The sequence below is a fragment of the Streptococcus sp. k-402 genome (genome assembly GCF_013277515.1).
GTDB lineage: Bacteria > Bacillota > Bacilli > Lactobacillales > Streptococcaceae > Streptococcus.
The window spans coordinates 15,180-31,835 of record NZ_VMNB01000010.1 but is presented as its reverse complement, the minus strand read 5'-3'; the positions used below and the strand labels follow the sequence as shown (position 1 = coordinate 31,835).

Below are 16,656 nucleotides of genomic sequence, written 5' to 3'. Positions count from 1 at the left end.
ACCGAGTAGAGGTTTATTTGGATGAAGAGAAATATGGATTTATGTCGCTTGATACTTTTTAAAATTGAGGATGAGTATAAATCAACTGCGTTGTCTCATTTACAAATTGACGGATATGACATAGAGATAATAGCCTACCATTGTGACTTGTTGTTTGAAGCAGGTTTGATAAAAAGTTATAAATCCACATATGCTAGTGATAAAATCTATTTTTTTAGTGTTGGCGCTTTGACTTGGGAGGGGCATGATTTTCTAGATAAAATAAGAGAAAATACTATGTGGAATAGGACTAAGAATAGGATCAAAGAAAATGCCCTGCCTATGACTTTGGAAGTAATTAAAACTATAGCAACTAGTCTTATAAATGATCAGCTAAGTGTATATTTAAATGATTCTTTATCTTTATAAGAATAATAAATTATCCAAATTTTTATAAGTAACTCAATTTTTTGAAATTAATAAGCAATCAAAGTCTTTTAAATGTTTATATAAATCTATTTTAGAATTTGTTAAACAAAAACTTTATCAAATCAGATTTTATAATTTGTGCCAAGTTCAACTTAAAATTTTGTCCCCCATTTTGCCATATATTTTTAAGAACTTAAGGGAACAATGAGTATTATCCAAATATAGTGTGGGTGGATGAATGTATAAATATGGGCCTTTTTAATGTATTAGAAAGTATAGTAAATAAATGCTTTATGTTCAGAAGGTAAAGCTTAATCTAGCTGAACAATACATACAGGAGCCTGAGACAAAATAGTTCTCAATCACAAAAAAGCTAGAGATTTCCAATTGCGGAACTCTAGCTTTTTAATTTTGAGTCGTTCTCTTATTGTATTTTAGGAGGTTATTGGCCATAAGTACCAATCCCATTTCAATTCTCACTTGATGCTTCCCTCTCAGATTACATCTCTTGTAACCCAAACAAGCCTTTATCTGTCCAAAGACAGGTTCCACATCAATCTTGCGTTGAGCGAAAATCTGTCTACCTTCAGGAGATAAAAGCGCCTGACATTCTTTAGCTTTCAAGTGTTGATAGCGTTCGTTCATGTACAGTCCCTTTTGAGGAGCTGATTCAGGTTCATCAGCGTAGTAAACCTTGATTTCCTGTTGAAAGTCTGTCTGTGTCTTCTGATGTTTGGTATGGTGAAAACGATAATACCAGCCATCAGGATGTGTGTAGCTATCCTCCTTATCATCATAGTGCCAATTCGCTAAGTTTCTAGCTGACTGTTTATACCCTCTCTTCTGTTCCTTGTCAAACATGGCATATTTAATCAGATGGTTCATCTGCTTTTCATCTAAACGAAGGAGGTTCTCTTCACTTCCATATCCAGCATCTGCGACAACTGTCTTCAATTCATGCGGATAGGTTTCAAGTAAGGGTAGAAGAGTCTTGGTATCTGTCGGATTTGAAAAGATATCATAGTGAAGAACAAATTGGTTTTCAGTAGCGATTTGAAGATTATAAGTAGCCTTGAGTTGGCCATTTTTCATATGGTCTTCTTTCATCCGCATAAAAGTGGCATCTGGATCGGTTTTGGAAAAACTGTTACGCCCTTGAAATGTCTCCTGATAGTTCTCATATTTTTCAGCACGCACTGAAAAATCCTCTTTGACTTTACGCAAAACTTTCTTGAGTTTACGACGTTGGGTTTTACGTTTATCCTTTCCTTTAACTGGTGTCTCCTCAATGTCCTGGTTCAGTTTTTCCAATTCTTCTTCAAGGACTTGAGCGAATGCAAGCAACTGCTCTGAGGAGATAGGCTCTTGTGTATCCAGTTCGATAGCCTGATGGATAATGGGAGTGATTTCTTCTTGAAAATAGATCTGTATCTGTTCTTGAAGTTTGACGGAAAACTTGTCCGTTGCTTTTTTCCACACAAAACTATACTTGTTGGCATTGGCTTCAATCTTAGTTCCGTCAATGAACAGACAATCTAAGGTCACTAACTCTTCCATTTTTAAACGAATATTGAGGTCGATGAAAAGATCACGAATCAGTTCTTCCATGCCTTCAGCGACTCGAAAACGATTGATGGTGCGGTAGCTGACAACCAACTGTCCTGTTAGGTACTGCATAGCCAGATTCTCAATCATCATTTTTTCAATTTTTCGACCAGAGAAAATCCCTTGTGAATAGGCAAATAGAAGAGTAGATACAAGCATTTTAGGGTGATAAGACGGGCGACCAAAGGCATGATAGAAGGCGTAGAAATGACAATCCTCCAGGGCATTTACCACTTTTTCAATCGTAAAGACGAGATGGTCTTGTGGCAAGAAAGAACTGATTTCTAGTGGTAAAGTTGTTTGATTTGTGTTATAGTGAATATGCATGGGATAGCCTTTCTAAATGGTTTATTAAGCAATTCTATTTTACCAAGACTATCGCAACCATGCAAAAAAAGCAACGGCAAATCCGTTGCTTTTTTTGGAGATAAGAGACTATTGTCCCAGACTTTTTTGGTGTTTTAAGGAAACAATTAAACCAGAATTTTGGACTAATACTCTTCGAAAATTAAATTCAAACCACGTAAGCTTTATCTGCAACCTCAAAGCTGTGCTTTGAGCTACCTGCCTCTAGCTTCCTAGTTTGCTCTTTGATTTTCATTGAGTATACAAATACCACTTTAAGAGAAAAATTTTCAATTTCACAAATTTTAGGCAAACGCTTGCATTCTAGTTTTTATTGGATTATAATAGGTTGGTATAAAGCTTTCTGTAATAATAAAATGTAGAAGGTGTAGAAAGTAAGGATTTAGAATATTTGTAGTCAAAAGACAATGTTGCTATTCCTTACCATAGGGAGATAGATATGGCAATGATAGAAGTGGAACATCTTCAGAAAAATTTTGTGAAGACTGTTAAGGAACCGGGCTTGAAGGGTGCTTTGCGCTCCTTCATTCATCCTGAAAAACAGACCTTTGAAGCGGTCAAGGATTTGACCTTTGAGGTTCCCAAGGGGCAAATTTTAGGCTTCATCGGTGCTAATGGTGCTGGGAAGTCGACAACCATTAAAATGCTGACTGGGATTTTAAAACCGACATCTGGTTTTTGTCGGATTAACGGCAAGATTCCCCAGGACAATCGTCAAGATTATGTCAAGGATATTGGAGTGGTCTTTGGGCAAAGAACCCAGCTATGGTGGGATTTGGCACTGCAAGAGACCTACACGGTCTTAAAAGAGATTTACGATGTGCCAGACTCGCTCTTTCATAAGCGTATGGACTTTTTGAATGAAGTCTTGGATTTGAAGGACTTTATCAAGGACCCCGTGCGGACTCTTTCATTGGGGCAGCGCATGCGGGCGGACATTGCAGCTTCCTTGCTTCACAATCCCAAGGTTCTCTTTTTAGATGAGCCGACTATTGGTTTGGATGTTTCGGTCAAGGACAACATTCGTCGGGCAATTACTCAGATCAATCAGGAGGAAGAAACAACTATTCTCCTAACCACTCACGACTTGAGTGATATTGAGCAACTCTGTGATCGGATTTTTATGATTGACAAGGGGCAGGAGATTTTTGATGGGACGGTGAGCCAACTCAAGGAGACCTTTGGTAAGATGAAGACACTCTCCTTTGAACTGCTACCAGGTCAAAGTCATCTCGTCTCTCACTATGAAGGCCTGCCTGATATGACCGTTGATAGACAAGGAAACAGCCTCAACATTGAATTTGATAGTTCTCGCTACCAATCAGCTGACATTATCAAGCAAACCCTGTCTGATTTTGAAATCCGCGATTTGAAGATGGTGGATACGGATATTGAGGATATTATCCGTCGCTTCTACCGAAAGGAGCTTTAAGATGGTCAAATTGTGGAGACGTTATAAACCCTTTATCAATGCAGGTGTTCAGGAGTTGATTACCTATCGAGTCAACTTTATTCTCTATCGGATTGGCGATGTCATGGGGGCTTTTGTGGCCTTTTATCTCTGGAAGGCTGTCTTTGATTCCTCTCAGGAGTCTTTAATTCAGGGTTTTAGTATGGCAGATATCACCCTCTACATCATCATGAGTTTTGTAACCAATCTTCTGACTAGATCTGATTCGTCCTTTATGATCGGGGAGGAGGTCAAGGATGGTTCCATTATCATGCGCTTGTTGAGACCAGTACATTTTGCAGCTTCTTATCTTTTCACAGAACTTGGTTCCAAGTGGTTGATTTTTATTAGCGTTGGCCTTCCATTTTTAAGTGTCATTGTTTTGATGAAAATCGTATCTGGGCACGGGATTGCAGAAGTGCTGGGATTAACTGTCCTTTATCTTTTTAGCTTAACGCTGGCTTATCTGATTAACTTTTTCTTTAATATCTGCTTTGGATTTTCTGCCTTTGTGTTTAAAAATCTTTGGGGTTCCAATCTACTTAAGACTTCCATAGTGGCCTTTATGTCTGGAAGTTTGATTCCCTTGGCTTTCTTTCCAAAGGTTGTTTCAGATATTCTGTCCTTCCTGCCTTTTTCATCCTTGATCTACACTCCGGTCATGATTATTGTTGGGAAATACGATGCCAGTCAGATGATTCAGGCGCTCCTTTTGCAGTTTTTCTGGCTTTTAGTGATGGTGGGCTTGTCTCAGTTGATTTGGAAACGAGTCCAGTCCTTTATCACCATTCAAGGAGGTTAGTATGAAAAAATATCAACGCATGCATCTGATTTTTATCAGACAATACATCAAACAAATTATGGAATACAAGGTGGATTTTGTGGTTGGTGTGCTGGGAGTTTTTTTGACTCAAGGCTTGAATCTCTTGTTTCTCAATGTCATCTTTCAACATATTCCATCCCTAGAAGGCTGGACTTTTCAAGAAATCGCCTTTATCTATGGCTTTTCCTTGATTCCTAAGGGGTTGGACCATCTCTTTTTTGATAATCTCTGGGCGCTAGGGCAACGCCTGGTGAGAAAAGGGGAGTTTGACAAGTATTTGACTCGTCCTATCAATCCTCTCTTCCATATTTTAGTTGAGACCTTTCAGATTGATGCCTTGGGCGAACTTTTGGTCGGTGGTATCCTACTGGGAACAACAGTGACTAGCATTGATTGGACTCTTCCAAAATTCCTGATTTTCCTAGTCTGCATTCCTTTTGCGACTTTGATTTATACTTCTCTTAAAATCGCGACAGCTAGTATCGCTTTTTGGACCAAACAGTCAGGCGCCATGATTTACATCTTCTATATGTTTAATGATTTTGCCAAGTACCCGATTTCGATTTATAATTCTCTTCTTCGTTGGTTAATCAGTTTTATTGTACCTTTTGCCTTTACGGCCTACTATCCTGCCAGCTATTTCTTGCAGAACAAGGATGTAATCTTTAACATCGGAGGTTTGATTTTGATTTCCCTTGTCTTTTTTGGTATTTCCCTTAAACTCTGGGACAGGGGCTTGGATTCTTACGAAAGTGCTGGGTCCTAAGATGAAGAAACTCAAAGCCTTGTCTCAGGACAGGCTTTTTCTAATAGAGATGAAAATTCCTTGACATCTATTCTCAGAGTGCTATACTGTAAGTGTAATCGCCGATTTAGCTCAGTTGGTAGAGCAAGGCACTCGTAAAGCCTAGGTCACAGGTTCGATCCCTGCAATCGGCAAAGTGAAGAAGCTCATTAGGGCTTCTTTTTCTTTTTAAAGAAAATCAGACCACTTAGACCGGTATAGAGACCAGATAGGCAAAAGAACTTGTTCTTGAAACTGACCTCTGCTATAATGATTTTTGTAAGGAACAGGAGGCGTCACTATCAGATAACTCAAGTTCCTAAAAAAGAAATTGGAGATAAAGAAATGAAAAAATTATTAGGGATTGTATTTTTACTAGCAGCAGCGACAGTAGTGTATTTTGGTTCTGTTGGATGGCCAAATTTGGATGTCAACCTATGGTCACTGATTCCGGTAGGCTTGTTCCTCTTTTTCACTCTAGAGAATCTTTTGAAAAAGGATTACAAGGCTAGTCTGATGTGTTTCATTATTGCCTTTATCATCGCAAATGCAATTTTGGACCTTGTGCCAATTTCAAGCGGCTTGGTGATTGGAGCAGGTGTGCTGGCCTGTGTAGGTATTGGTTACCTCCTTCCTGATAAAGAAGGAAAATAATACTCTTCGAAAATCTCTTCAAACCACGTCAGCTTCGCCTTGCCGTATATATGGTTACTGACTTCGTCAGTTCTATCTACAACCTAAAAGCAGTGCTTTTAGCAGCCTGCGGCTAGCTTCCTAGTTTGCTTTTTGATTTTCATTGAGTATAAGAATTATTAAAAAAGATATAAAGAAAAAACACTTCAATCACTGTATTTCAGCTTGATTGAGGTGTTTTTGATTTCATTTTTTTATTTCTGAGCCATCAATTCAACAATCATCTCTATATACATGACAAGGGTTAATAAGAATCCTGCACGCCAGAAGAATTTGATGAATTTAGGATAGTAAAAGCTACGTTTTTTCAAAAGAAAGAAAAAAACGAGAATAATAGCTAGGAGTGACAGGGCTAGGCCCAGTCTAGGGAGGAAATTATGGGTAAAGGTTTTAGCTGTAATCAAGTAATACTCAAATATTAAAACTGGAAAAGCCAAATCCGCAAAGTTTCGTCCTAGTTTTTTTAATCTAAAAAGTTTGGTTATGATAATGCAGACGACTAAGGTCAGTATCAATAATAAAATAGATGCTAATTTCATTAAAATCATACCCATATTGTATCATAAAAAATCGCTAATGGAAACGAGAAACAGAGGAATTTATAGGAAAGTCAGGCTTTTGAGATTGTGGGTGTTTTTTGTTATAATGAAGGTTATGAAATCTTATAATACCTTGAATGATTATTATCGAAAACTCTTTGGAGAAAAGACCTTTAAAGTCCCTATTGATGCGGGATTTGACTGTCCCAATCGTGATGGAACTGTGGCTCATGGAGGCTGTACTTTTTGTACGGTTTCTGGTTCTGGAGATGCTATTGTAGCACCAGATGCGCCTATCCGTGAGCAATTTTATAAGGAAATTGACTTTATGCACCGTAAGTGGCCGGATGTTCAGAAGTATCTGGTTTATTTTCAAAATTTTACCAATACCCATGAAAAGGTGGAAGTCATCCGAGAGCGCTATGAGCAGGCTATCAATGAGCCAGGTGTAGTAGGAATCAATATTGGAACGCGCCCAGACTGTTTACCAGACGAAACCATTGAATATTTGGCTGAGTTATCGGAGCGCATGCATGTGACGGTTGAATTGGGATTGCAGACCACTTATGAAACAACTTCTGACCTGATTAACCGTGCCCATTCCTATGAGTTGTACGTGGAAACGGTCAAGCGTTTGAGAAAGTATCCAAAAATTGAGATTGTTTCCCATTTGATCAATGGTTTGCCTGGTGAAACCCATGAAATGATGATTGAAAATGTCCGCCGCTGTGTCACGGATAACGATATTCAAGGGATTAAACTGCATTTGCTTCACCTGATGACCAATACGCGTATGCAACGAGATTACCACGAAGGCCGCTTGCAGTTGATGAGTCAGGACGAATATGTCAAGGTCATCTGTGACCAATTGGAAATCATTCCCAAGCATATCGTCATCCATCGAATCACAGGAGATGCACCTAGAGATATGCTGATTGGGCCTATGTGGAGCCTCAATAAATGGGAAGTTCTAAATGCGATTGAAACAGAGATGAGAAGACGAGGAAGTGTACAGGGCTGCAAGGCTGTAAAACAGGAGTTTTGATATGAAAAGACCACTTGAGATGGCACATGATTTTTTGGCTGAGGTAGTGACTCAGGATGATATCGTAGTGGATGCGACAATGGGAAATGGTCATGACACGCTTTTTCTAGCCAAGCTAGCTAAGCAAGTCTATGCTTTTGATATTCAGGAGCAAGCCTTGGAAAAGACCCAAGAGCGTTTGAAGCAAGCTGGAATGACAAATGCCCAGTTAATCTTGCAAGGTCATGAGACACTGGACCAGTTTGTGACAGAAGCCAAGGCAGGAATTTTCAATCTGGGCTATTTGCCGTCTGCTGATAAGTCTGTCATTACCCAACCTCAGACAACGATTGAAGCATTAGAAAAGCTGTGTCATTTGCTTGTCAAAGGGGGACGGATTGCTATCATGATCTACTATGGTCATGAAGGAGGCGACCTCGAGAGGGATGCTGTCTTGGATTTTGTTGGACAGTTGAATCAACAAGAGTACACAGCTGCCATTTACCGAACTTTAAACCAAGTCAACAACCCACCATTTTTAGTGATGATTGAAAAATTAGAGAGATATAGACATGGATAAACAATACCTACGTGAAAAGCTGGATGCCATGCGCCAGAATTTTGTTGAATCAACCCACCACGAACGAGCGGTGGGTGTGTTAGACCAAGCACATATGAGCAAAAAAATGCTTAAAATCAAGAAAAAATTAGTTGCTCTTGAAATGGAACGGTGCCAGAGAAAAATTGAGCACAAAGACTGTTCCAAGATTGACCAAAAAATCAAAGAGCAGAAGGAGATTTTTGAATCTTGTTGTAAAAAAGATTAAGGAGGTCGTGCGTGGAATTACTGATTTACCTTATCCTATTTTTACTGGTCTTGATTGTCTCGAGTACAACCAATAAGCTCCTGCCTTTTTTGCCACTCCCTTTGGTGCAGATTCTTTTGGGAATTGTGATTGGTCTATTTTTACCCAATACCGACTTTCACCTCAATACAGAGTTGTTTTTGGCACTGGTTATTGGACCCTTGCTTTTTCGAGAGTCGGAAGAAGCGGATATTACGGCTATTTTAAAACACTGGCGAATCATTGTTTATCTCATATTTCCAGTGATTTTTATCTCGACCCTGAGTTTGGGAGGTTTGGCCCATCTTCTTTGGCTCAGCCTTCCCTTGGCAGCTTGCTTGGCTGTTGGGGCAGCTCTTGGGCCTACGGATTTGGTGGCCTTTGCCTCTCTTTCAGAGCGGTTTAGCTTTCCTAAGCGCGTGTCCAATATCCTTAAGGGTGAAGGACTTTTGAATGATGCATCTGGTTTGGTGGCTTTTCAGGTAGCTTTGACAGCTTGGACAACTGGAGCCTTTTCCCTTGGGCAAGCGAGTAGTTCGCTCATCTTTTCAATCCTAGGCGGTTTTTTGATTGGCTTTTTAACAGCCATGACCAATCGTTTCCTCCATAGCTTCTTGCTAAGTGTGCGAGCAACGGATATTGCCAGCGAACTTTTATTAGAATTGAGTTTGCCCTTGGTAACCTTCTTCCTGGCAGAAGAAGTCCACGTTTCAGGGATTATTGCCGTTGTAGTTGCTGGGATTTTAAAGGCAAGCCGTTTTAAGAAAATTACACTCCTCGAAGCCCAAGTGGATACGGTAACCGAGACGGTCTGGCATACAGTGAACTTTATGCTCAACGGTTCTGTCTTTGTGATTTTAGGGATGGAGCTGGAAATGATAGCAGAGCCTATCTTGACCAATCCAATCTATAATCCCTTGCTCTTGTTGGTATCTCTTGTCGCTCTTACCTTTGTACTCTTTGCCATTCGTTTTGTCATGATCTATGGCTATTATGCCTATAGGACTCTACGTCTCAAGAAAAAGCTAAATAAGTATATAAAGGACATGCTTCTCTTGACCTTTTCAGGTGTTAAGGGAACGGTGTCGATTGCTACGATCCTTCTGATACCAAGTAATCTAGAACAGGAGTATCCTCTCTTGCTTTTCCTTGTTGCAGGTGTGACGCTTGTAAGCTTTTTAACAGGCCTCTTGGTCTTACCTCATCTTTCTGATGAAGAGGAAGAAAGCAAGGACTATCTCATGCATATCGCCATTTTGAATGAAGTAACGCTAGAGTTGGAAAAAGAGTTGGAAGACACCAGAAATAAACTTCCCCTCTATGCGGCTATTGACAATTACCATGGACGTATTGAAAATCTCATCCTGAGTCAAGAAAATAAGGGGGCTCAAGAAGACTGGGCTGCTTTGAAACTCTTGATGCTTAGTATTGAAAGTGATGGATTGGAACAGGTCTATGAAGAGGGGAACATTAGCAATCGTGCTTACCGAGTTTACCAACGTTATCTGAAAAATATAGAACGAGGCATCAATCGTAAATTTGCATCACGATTGACCTATTATTTCCTTGTTTCTTTGCGGATTTTACGTTTTCTCCTTCATGAAATTTTTACTCTCGGAAAGACCTTCCGTAGCTGGAAGGACAAGGAGAAAAGCAGTCTCCGTGCTCTTGATTATGACCAAATTGCAGAGCTCTATCTGGCCAATACAGAGATGATTATTGAAAGTTTGGAAAACCTGAAGGGGGTCTATAGACGCTCTTTGATTAGTTTTATGCAGGAGTCTCGTCTTCGTGAAACAGCTATCATCACCAGTGGTGCCTTTGTCGAACGGGTTATCAATCGCGTTAAGCCCAACAATATCGATGAAATGCTGAGAGGCTATTATTTGGAGCGTAAGTTGATTTTCGAATACGAAGAAAAACGATTGATTACGACTAAGTATGCCAAGAAGTTACGACAAAATGTCAATAACTTAGAGAACTATTCTCTGAAGGAAGCTGCCAATACCCTGCCTTATGATATGGTGGAATTGGTAAGAAGAAATTAGTTAATACTCTTCGAAAATCTCTTCAAACCACGTCAGCGTCGCCTTGGATTATATATGTGACTGACTTCGTCAGTTTCATCTACAACCTCAAAGCGGTGCTTTGAGCAACCTGCGGCTAGCTTCCTAGTTTGCTCTTTGATTTTCATTGAGTATAAGATTGTAAGTGAAGGAGTGTGACATGAAAAAAGGGTGGAACGAGCTGATAGACAAGCCTTTAGTAAAAGCTTTTTTGCATTATTATCAAGCATCAGATAGTGAGTTGACCAGTGTCGCAGTAGCCTACTATTGGTTGATTTCGATTTTTCCCCTGCTTTTGGTGGTGGTCAATATCCTCCCCTATTTTCAGATTCCTGTGGGAGAATTTCTGGGCTTTGTGAAAGACGTCCTGCCCCCAAGTCTCTATGAAGGTGTGGAAAAAATAGCCAGAGAAGTCTTGACGCAACCTTCAACAGGTTTATTGAGTTTTTCTGTTTTATCGGCGTTTTGGAGTTTTTCAAAATCTATGAATTTCTTGCAAAAAGCTTTTAACAAGGCTTATGGCGTCGAAAAGAGTCGTGGACTTATTTCCCATCAGATGGTGAGTCTCCTAGTCAGTTTTGGCTTGCAGCTCCTCTTTGCTTTTACCTTGTTTTTGAGCTTGTTTGGGCAGATGATTTTGGATTTACTTGCCCATTATTGGACAAAAGATGGCATTATCTATCATGCTTTACAAGGTTTGGCAGGTCCTCTGACTTACGCCCTGCTCTTTGCTATCTTGGTCATGCTTTATTATTTTCTTCCCAATCTATCTAACAGGAAAATTAGTTATACCCTACCAGGCAGTGCCTTTGTTCTCTTAGTGATTTTAGTTCTACTAACTCTGTTCTCTAGTTATCTCAATTACTATGTCCATCATTTAGTGGACGTCCGAATTTTAGGTTCAGTTCTTCTTGTTGTTATGATGTTTTGGTTTATCTTGATTGCTAAAATTGTTATCCTAGGCGCGGTTATCAATGCCAGTGTGCAGAGTTTGAAAGATCCGGCCTTTAAAAAAGACTAACTATTTATCCATTACAAAAGCGCATAGTATCAAGGTTCTATAATACCTGATAATATGCGCTTTTTGATTATGACAATTAATAGATAAACATGGCATCGCCAAAACTAAAGAAGCGGTAGTGTTCTTGGATGGCATGGTGATAAGCGTCTAAGACTAATTCACGGCCAGCAAAGGCAGAAACCAACATGACCAGAGTTGATTTTGGCAGATGGAAGTTGGTTGAAAAGGCATCCACGACCTTCCATTCATAGCCAGGTTTGATAAAGATATTGGTCCAGCCAGAATCTGCTTGGATTTGCCCATCAAACTTGGAACCAATAGTCTCCAAGGTGCGGATAGAAGTGGTTCCGACAGCGATGACGCGACCACCATTTTCCTTAACAGAGCGAAGGGTGGCAGCAGCTTCCTCAGAAAGTTGGTAGAATTCTGAGTGCATTTCGTGTTCGTCCAGATTATCCACAGAAACAGGTCTAAAGGTTCCGAGTCCGACATGAAGAGTCAGATAGACTAGATGAACACCCTTAGCTTGGATTTCTGCCAGCAGTTCTTTGGTGAAGTGAAGACCAGCAGTCGGTGCTGCAGCAGAGCCACTTTCCTTGGCGTAGACGGTTTGATAACGTTCACGGTCATCCAGTTTTTCGTGGATATAAGGTGGTAGCGGCATTTCACCCAGGCTTTCCAAGACTTCTAGGAAAATTCCTTGGTATTCAAAGCGGACAATACGGCCCCCGTGGGTCAATTCTTCTGTAACGACAGCGCTGAGGCGACCATCACCAAAGCTGATACGAGTACCGACCTTGAGGCGTTTGGCAGGTTTTGCCAGAACTTCCCACTCATCTCCACTAGTATTTTTGAGCAGGAGAAGTTCCACATGGCCTCCTGTTTCCTCTTTTTGACCATAGAGACGGGCAGGGAGAACGCGGGTGTCATTCATAACAAGAGCATCGCCAGGTTCCAGCATATCAATAATAGAGTGGAAGTGTTTATCCTGCATTTCTCCCGTCTCACGATTGACGATGAGGAGTTTAGAGGCATCTCGTTTTTCAAGGGGCGTTTGGGCAATCAATTCCTCGGGTAAGTGGAAATCAAAATCAGCTGTATTCATATATGTGTTCATTCTTTCTAAGTTCTAATCCTATCCATTATAACATGTTTCAAGTTTGGACGCTCTTTTTTTGAAAATTAAATCGTTTTCACTTGACAAAAATTGGTCTATACCATATAATAAATATAGATAGAAATGGAGGATGAAAAGATGAAAGTCATTAAAGTTGAAAACCAAGTTGAAGGTGGAAAAGTAGCTTTTGAGATTTTGAAGGAAAAATTAGCCAATGGCGCTCAAACCCTAGGACTTGCGACAGGAAGTAGCCCACTTGAATTTTACAAGGAAATTGTTGAAAGTGACCTCGATTTTTCAAATCTAACCAGTGTCAACCTTGATGAGTATGTAGGTCTTGATGGAGATAATCCACAGTCTTATCGTTACTTCATGCAAGAAAACTTGTTCAACCAAAAACCATTTAAAGAAAGTTTCTTGCCTCGTGGGGTTAAGGATCATGCTGAAGCTGAAGTTGAACGCTACAACCAAATTTTGGCTGACCATCCAGTTGACCTCCAAATCTTGGGAATCGGTCGCAATGGGCATATCGGCTTTAATGAACCTGGTACTCCATTTGACAGTCAAACGCATCTAGTCGAACTGGACCAATCTACTATTGAAGCCAATGCGCGCTTCTTTGACAAGATTGAAGACGTCCCAACCCAAGCTATTTCAATGGGGATTAAGAACATCTTGGATGCCAAGTCAATCCTTCTCTTTGCTTACGGTGAGTCAAAAGCAGAAGCCATCGCTGGAACAGTGTCTGGCCCAGTGACTGAGAGTCTACCAGCAAGTAGCCTACAAAATCACCCTGATGTGACCATCATCGCAGATGCTGAAGCGCTCAGCTTACTTGAAAAATAAAAAGCAATGTTCTATTGAACGCTTTCAACTTTTGTATAAATGGAAGAAAAAATGGTAAATTCCCAAACTAAGTTCCACCGCTAATCCAAGTGGAAGTTAGTCTGATAAAAATCCTAAAAACCAGTGGAAATCCGTGTCAGGGTAAGTTCTACTGGTTTTAATCATGCTTGATTTTATAGATTTTGTAGCCGAAAGGAATCGAAAAAAGAGCGCACAAAATCCCCTTATCTGAAAGCGTTTCAGATTAAGTTCCGCTATGGTGGAAGTTACCTCTCGTATATAATCAATATTTTTAAGAGTTTTTAATACTCAAATGATATAAAAATTGATATAATAGGTTATAAAATTATAAAATCGTTCTAGGCTTCTTACTTTCTGAAAGATATAAGGAGGTCGCTTCTTATTTTTAAAAATCTTAGAGTACAATATGCTTTTGAGATATTTTGAATAAGATAAAAAGAAAGGTAACAATGAAACAATTTAAATTTAATGAGCGTCAACGTTTCTCCATTCGCAAATTTTCAATGGGTGCTGCATCTGTCTTATTAGGGTCAGTCTTTTTTGCAGTTAGTTCAGTTGAAGATGTACAAGCGGCTGAACAAAGTCAAAATGTAGTGGGTGTGAATGAGAATAAACAAACTCCTGATCCTGTTATATTGAGTAACTCATCTACTACAGGTGTGTCTACTGAAGAAACTAATACTTCAGTTTCTGCTGCAAATGTTGAGAATAAACCAGAGGGAGATGTGGTAGGAAGCTCAAAAGAAACTCTAAATAAAACAGCCTTAACAAAATTAATTGAAGATATTGATGGGAAATTTACGAACGGGAAATATGCTTCTAAAACAGAAGATAGTGTGAATCAATTAAAAACAGCCTTAGATGAAGCTAAGTCTGTATTAAACAATGCAAAAATACAAGAAGAATTAACTAGAGCATACAATAAACTTGTTACAGTAACTACACAGCTAAAAACAAAACCAGAAGAGAAAAAAGAAGCACCAGCAGTTGATACGACAAATGGAAAAGCTACTGTAGGTATTAAAGCAACAAATACTGAAAAAGCCACAGAATCAAATTCTATTCCAAACTCAGGTTCTAAAGATGAACGTAATGGAAAAGCATTAGATACCAATAATCCATTCCGTACAGATGCAACTACTACAAATGATGATCCATCTGCGAATCAAACTTATATTGCACCGGCAGAGAATGCTAGTTTAGCTGAATTAATTCAGAAACTAAAAAATTTAGAAGAACATATCGAAAATAATGATAAAATTAAAGATATTGATAGTATAGGCGCAACTAAAAATGTCGAAGCAGGTACTGTTAAAGAAATTGATGAATTTGGTGGTTGGAAAGCGATTAATCAACCAGATGGTACTGCAGGGAAATTTGCTATTGCTAGAAAAACTGCAGAAGGAGTTTATCCTTTAGAAACAATTAATTCAACTTTAAATGACACTGTTTGGTTGCAAGAACAAGCATTGGATAGAAGAACAGAGTACACTTTACTACTTTCAAAGAGTATAACTAGAAAAAATCGAAATGAAGCAGCTTGGGATAGTAGTGTATATCGACCAACTGGAGTAGCTAGTGGAGTTACCAAGAACGTTGCTGGATATAACGGGATTGAAAAAACTTTTACAGCTTATTCAACTTTAGATGGTTCAGATGTAGTAGTTAAGTTTAAACCTGGTTATGTTGGAGATAGTGATGGTTCTAAAGCTAACTATAAAGTTCAAGTCTATAGTATTACAGGAAATCAAGAGAAATTAGTATATGAAACAACTTTTGATCCTTCAAAAGATGCAAATGATGCCCAAAAAATTGTTACAAAAGCAAAGGATGGAACAAATAACTCCAAGATTATAATTTCAAAAACACCAAATAGAACTACAATAGATGGTGGAGTAGATCATACTCAACGTGTAGATTTTATTGGAAAAAGTGCAGCAGAAAAGTTAATGGCACAACCTAGAAATAAACCAAATGGAGCGGCTGGGACATTTACTAGTAAGCCTATTGCATTACCTAAAGGTGCAGATCATTATAAAGTTAGAATTTCTTTAGCAGATCAAAATCGTACAGGAATGAGTTATCAAGCATGGGATGAAAAATATTCATTACCTGTTACGGGATTAGATTTTTCGATTGCTCAAGATACAAGTAATGTAGCGAGAAATCTTTTACAAAGAATTTACGATAAATTAAAAGCTACAGAATCAGCAGATACAGATGGAAAGACAAATGAAACAAAATCTGCGTATTTAGCAGAATTAGAAAAAGTTAAAACACTATTAGTCAATCCTGCTACTAGAACTCCTAATTTCAAGCAAGCTTTACAAGATTTGTTAGCTAAACAATTAGGTTTGAAAACTGATAAAACAGAGTTAAGAAATGCAAAAGAAGCGTTAAACACTTTAGCAACAGCAACAGATCCAACACCTGGAAAAACAGCAGATAGTGCCAAAGTATATAACGATGCCAAAGCAGCTGCACAAGAAGCAATTCAAGCAGCAGAAACAGTTATTAATGACGAAAATGCAACTGTAGTAGGGGTTAGAGATGCTTTAGCAACAGTTAATGCCAAAAAAACAGCTTTACAACAAGCCAAAGATGGATTAATCGCAGCAGCAACAACAGCAGAAAAAGCTAAGTTAAAAGCAGATGTAGATTCATTAATAAAAGCTGATACAACAGATAAAACACCAAAGAGTATTGATGAATACAATAAAGAGTTTAAAAAGTTTGAACAAGATTTCAATTCGATAAAAACAGAAGTGTCTAATATTATAGCTAAAGGGAATAATGTAACTAAAGCAGAGGTTGATACGGCATTAAGCAAGGTAGCCGAAATAAAAACAAAATTAGATACAGCTGCAGGATTGTTAGTTGATAAAGGAAACAAAACAGAGTTAGAAAAAGTAGTAAGAGAAGAATCTACTGTTAAAGGAAACTTTAAATATTATAATACAGACAAAACGAAAAGGGATGCATATGATTCAGCGATTACGAAGGGAAATATTGTAATAAAAGATCCAAACGCGACACAAGCAGAAGTAG

At 38.9% G+C, this 16,656-nt stretch carries 15 protein-coding genes and 1 tRNA gene; 13 read left to right on the top strand and 3 right to left on the bottom strand.

The genetic code is table 11. From position 1 onward, the window contains the following. Positions 1-21: 21 nt before the first annotated feature. The gene (locus HT724_RS07430; RefSeq protein ID WP_240156734.1) at positions 22-408 is read left to right on the top strand and encodes a DUF2513 domain-containing protein; all 387 of its coding nucleotides are present in this window, start codon (positions 22-24) and stop codon (positions 406-408) included. 405 nt (positions 409-813) lie between these two features. Here HT724_RS07430 and HT724_RS07425 read toward each other — a convergent pair whose 3' ends face one another. Beyond that, positions 814-2,340 (bottom strand): IS1182 family transposase, encoded by a 1,527-nt coding sequence (locus tag HT724_RS07425; protein ID WP_173276875.1) that lies wholly within the window; start codon positions 2,338-2,340, stop codon positions 814-816. Between the two features lie 478 nt (positions 2,341-2,818). On the opposite strand from HT724_RS07425, the gene HT724_RS07420 reads away from it, so the two are divergent. From HT724_RS07420 to HT724_RS07400, 5 genes are all read left to right on the top strand, one after another. Continuing rightward, on the top strand, positions 2,819-3,811 hold the full coding sequence (locus tag HT724_RS07420) for an ATP-binding cassette domain-containing protein (RefSeq protein ID WP_173276874.1): 993 nt from the start codon (positions 2,819-2,821) through the stop codon (positions 3,809-3,811). Position 3,812: 1 nt separating this feature from the next. Then, complete coding sequence (locus HT724_RS07415) at positions 3,813-4,631, top strand: ABC-2 family transporter protein (RefSeq protein WP_173276873.1); 819 nt, start codon at positions 3,813-3,815, stop codon at positions 4,629-4,631. 1 nt (position 4,632) lies between these two features. Continuing rightward, on the top strand, positions 4,633-5,418 hold the full coding sequence (locus HT724_RS07410) for an ABC transporter permease (protein ID WP_173276872.1): 786 nt from the start codon (positions 4,633-4,635) through the stop codon (positions 5,416-5,418). Between the two features lie 100 nt (positions 5,419-5,518). Beyond that, positions 5,519-5,591 (top strand) — tRNA-Thr (locus tag HT724_RS07405). A 190-nt stretch (positions 5,592-5,781) separates the two neighbouring features. Further along, positions 5,782-6,090: a hypothetical protein gene (locus tag HT724_RS07400; RefSeq protein ID WP_173276871.1), complete on the top strand. Its 309-nt coding sequence runs from the start codon at positions 5,782-5,784 to the stop codon at positions 6,088-6,090. 233 nt (positions 6,091-6,323) lie between these two features. Here HT724_RS07400 and HT724_RS07395 read toward each other — a convergent pair whose 3' ends face one another. After that, complete coding sequence (locus HT724_RS07395) at positions 6,324-6,683, bottom strand: DUF3397 family protein (protein ID WP_033676723.1); 360 nt, start codon at positions 6,681-6,683, stop codon at positions 6,324-6,326. Positions 6,684-6,774: 91 nt separating this feature from the next. On the opposite strand from HT724_RS07395, the gene HT724_RS07390 reads away from it, so the two are divergent. The 5 genes from HT724_RS07390 (at position 6,775) to HT724_RS07370 (ending at position 11,624) form a co-directional block, all read left to right on the top strand. Continuing rightward, entirely contained in the window at positions 6,775-7,713 is a 939-nt protein-coding gene (locus HT724_RS07390) for a TIGR01212 family radical SAM protein (RefSeq protein ID WP_173276870.1), read from the top strand. A gap of 1 nt (position 7,714) precedes the next feature. Beyond that, on the top strand, positions 7,715-8,272 hold the full coding sequence (locus HT724_RS07385; RefSeq protein WP_173276869.1) for a class I SAM-dependent methyltransferase: 558 nt from the start codon (positions 7,715-7,717) through the stop codon (positions 8,270-8,272). Next, complete coding sequence (locus tag HT724_RS07380; protein ID WP_000361085.1) at positions 8,265-8,519, top strand: hypothetical protein; 255 nt, start codon at positions 8,265-8,267, stop codon at positions 8,517-8,519. The genes HT724_RS07385 and HT724_RS07380 overlap by 8 nt, the downstream gene beginning before the upstream one ends. A gap of 11 nt (positions 8,520-8,530) precedes the next feature. After that, positions 8,531-10,585 carry a cation:proton antiporter gene (locus HT724_RS07375; RefSeq protein WP_173276868.1) on the top strand — a complete coding sequence of 685 codons (2,055 nt, stop codon included), beginning with the start codon at positions 8,531-8,533 and terminating at the stop codon, positions 10,583-10,585. Positions 10,586-10,763: 178 nt separating this feature from the next. Beyond that, positions 10,764-11,624, top strand: a complete 861-nt coding sequence (locus HT724_RS07370) for a YihY/virulence factor BrkB family protein (protein ID WP_173276867.1) — start codon at positions 10,764-10,766, stop codon at positions 11,622-11,624. 76 nt (positions 11,625-11,700) lie between these two features. Here the strand turns inward: HT724_RS07370 and queA are convergent, their stop codons facing one another. After that, positions 11,701-12,729, bottom strand: a complete 1,029-nt coding sequence (gene queA, locus HT724_RS07365; protein ID WP_050077733.1) for a tRNA preQ1(34) S-adenosylmethionine ribosyltransferase-isomerase QueA — start codon at positions 12,727-12,729, stop codon at positions 11,701-11,703. A 150-nt stretch (positions 12,730-12,879) separates the two neighbouring features. Here queA and HT724_RS07360 point away from each other — a divergent pair, with 150 nt between their 5' ends. Continuing rightward, complete coding sequence (locus HT724_RS07360) at positions 12,880-13,587, top strand: glucosamine-6-phosphate deaminase (protein WP_173276866.1); 708 nt, start codon at positions 12,880-12,882, stop codon at positions 13,585-13,587. Positions 13,588-14,057: 470 nt separating this feature from the next. Then, positions 14,058-16,656 (top strand): YSIRK-type signal peptide-containing protein (locus HT724_RS07355; RefSeq protein ID WP_173293572.1); only part of this gene is annotated, 2,599 nt, incomplete at its 3' end.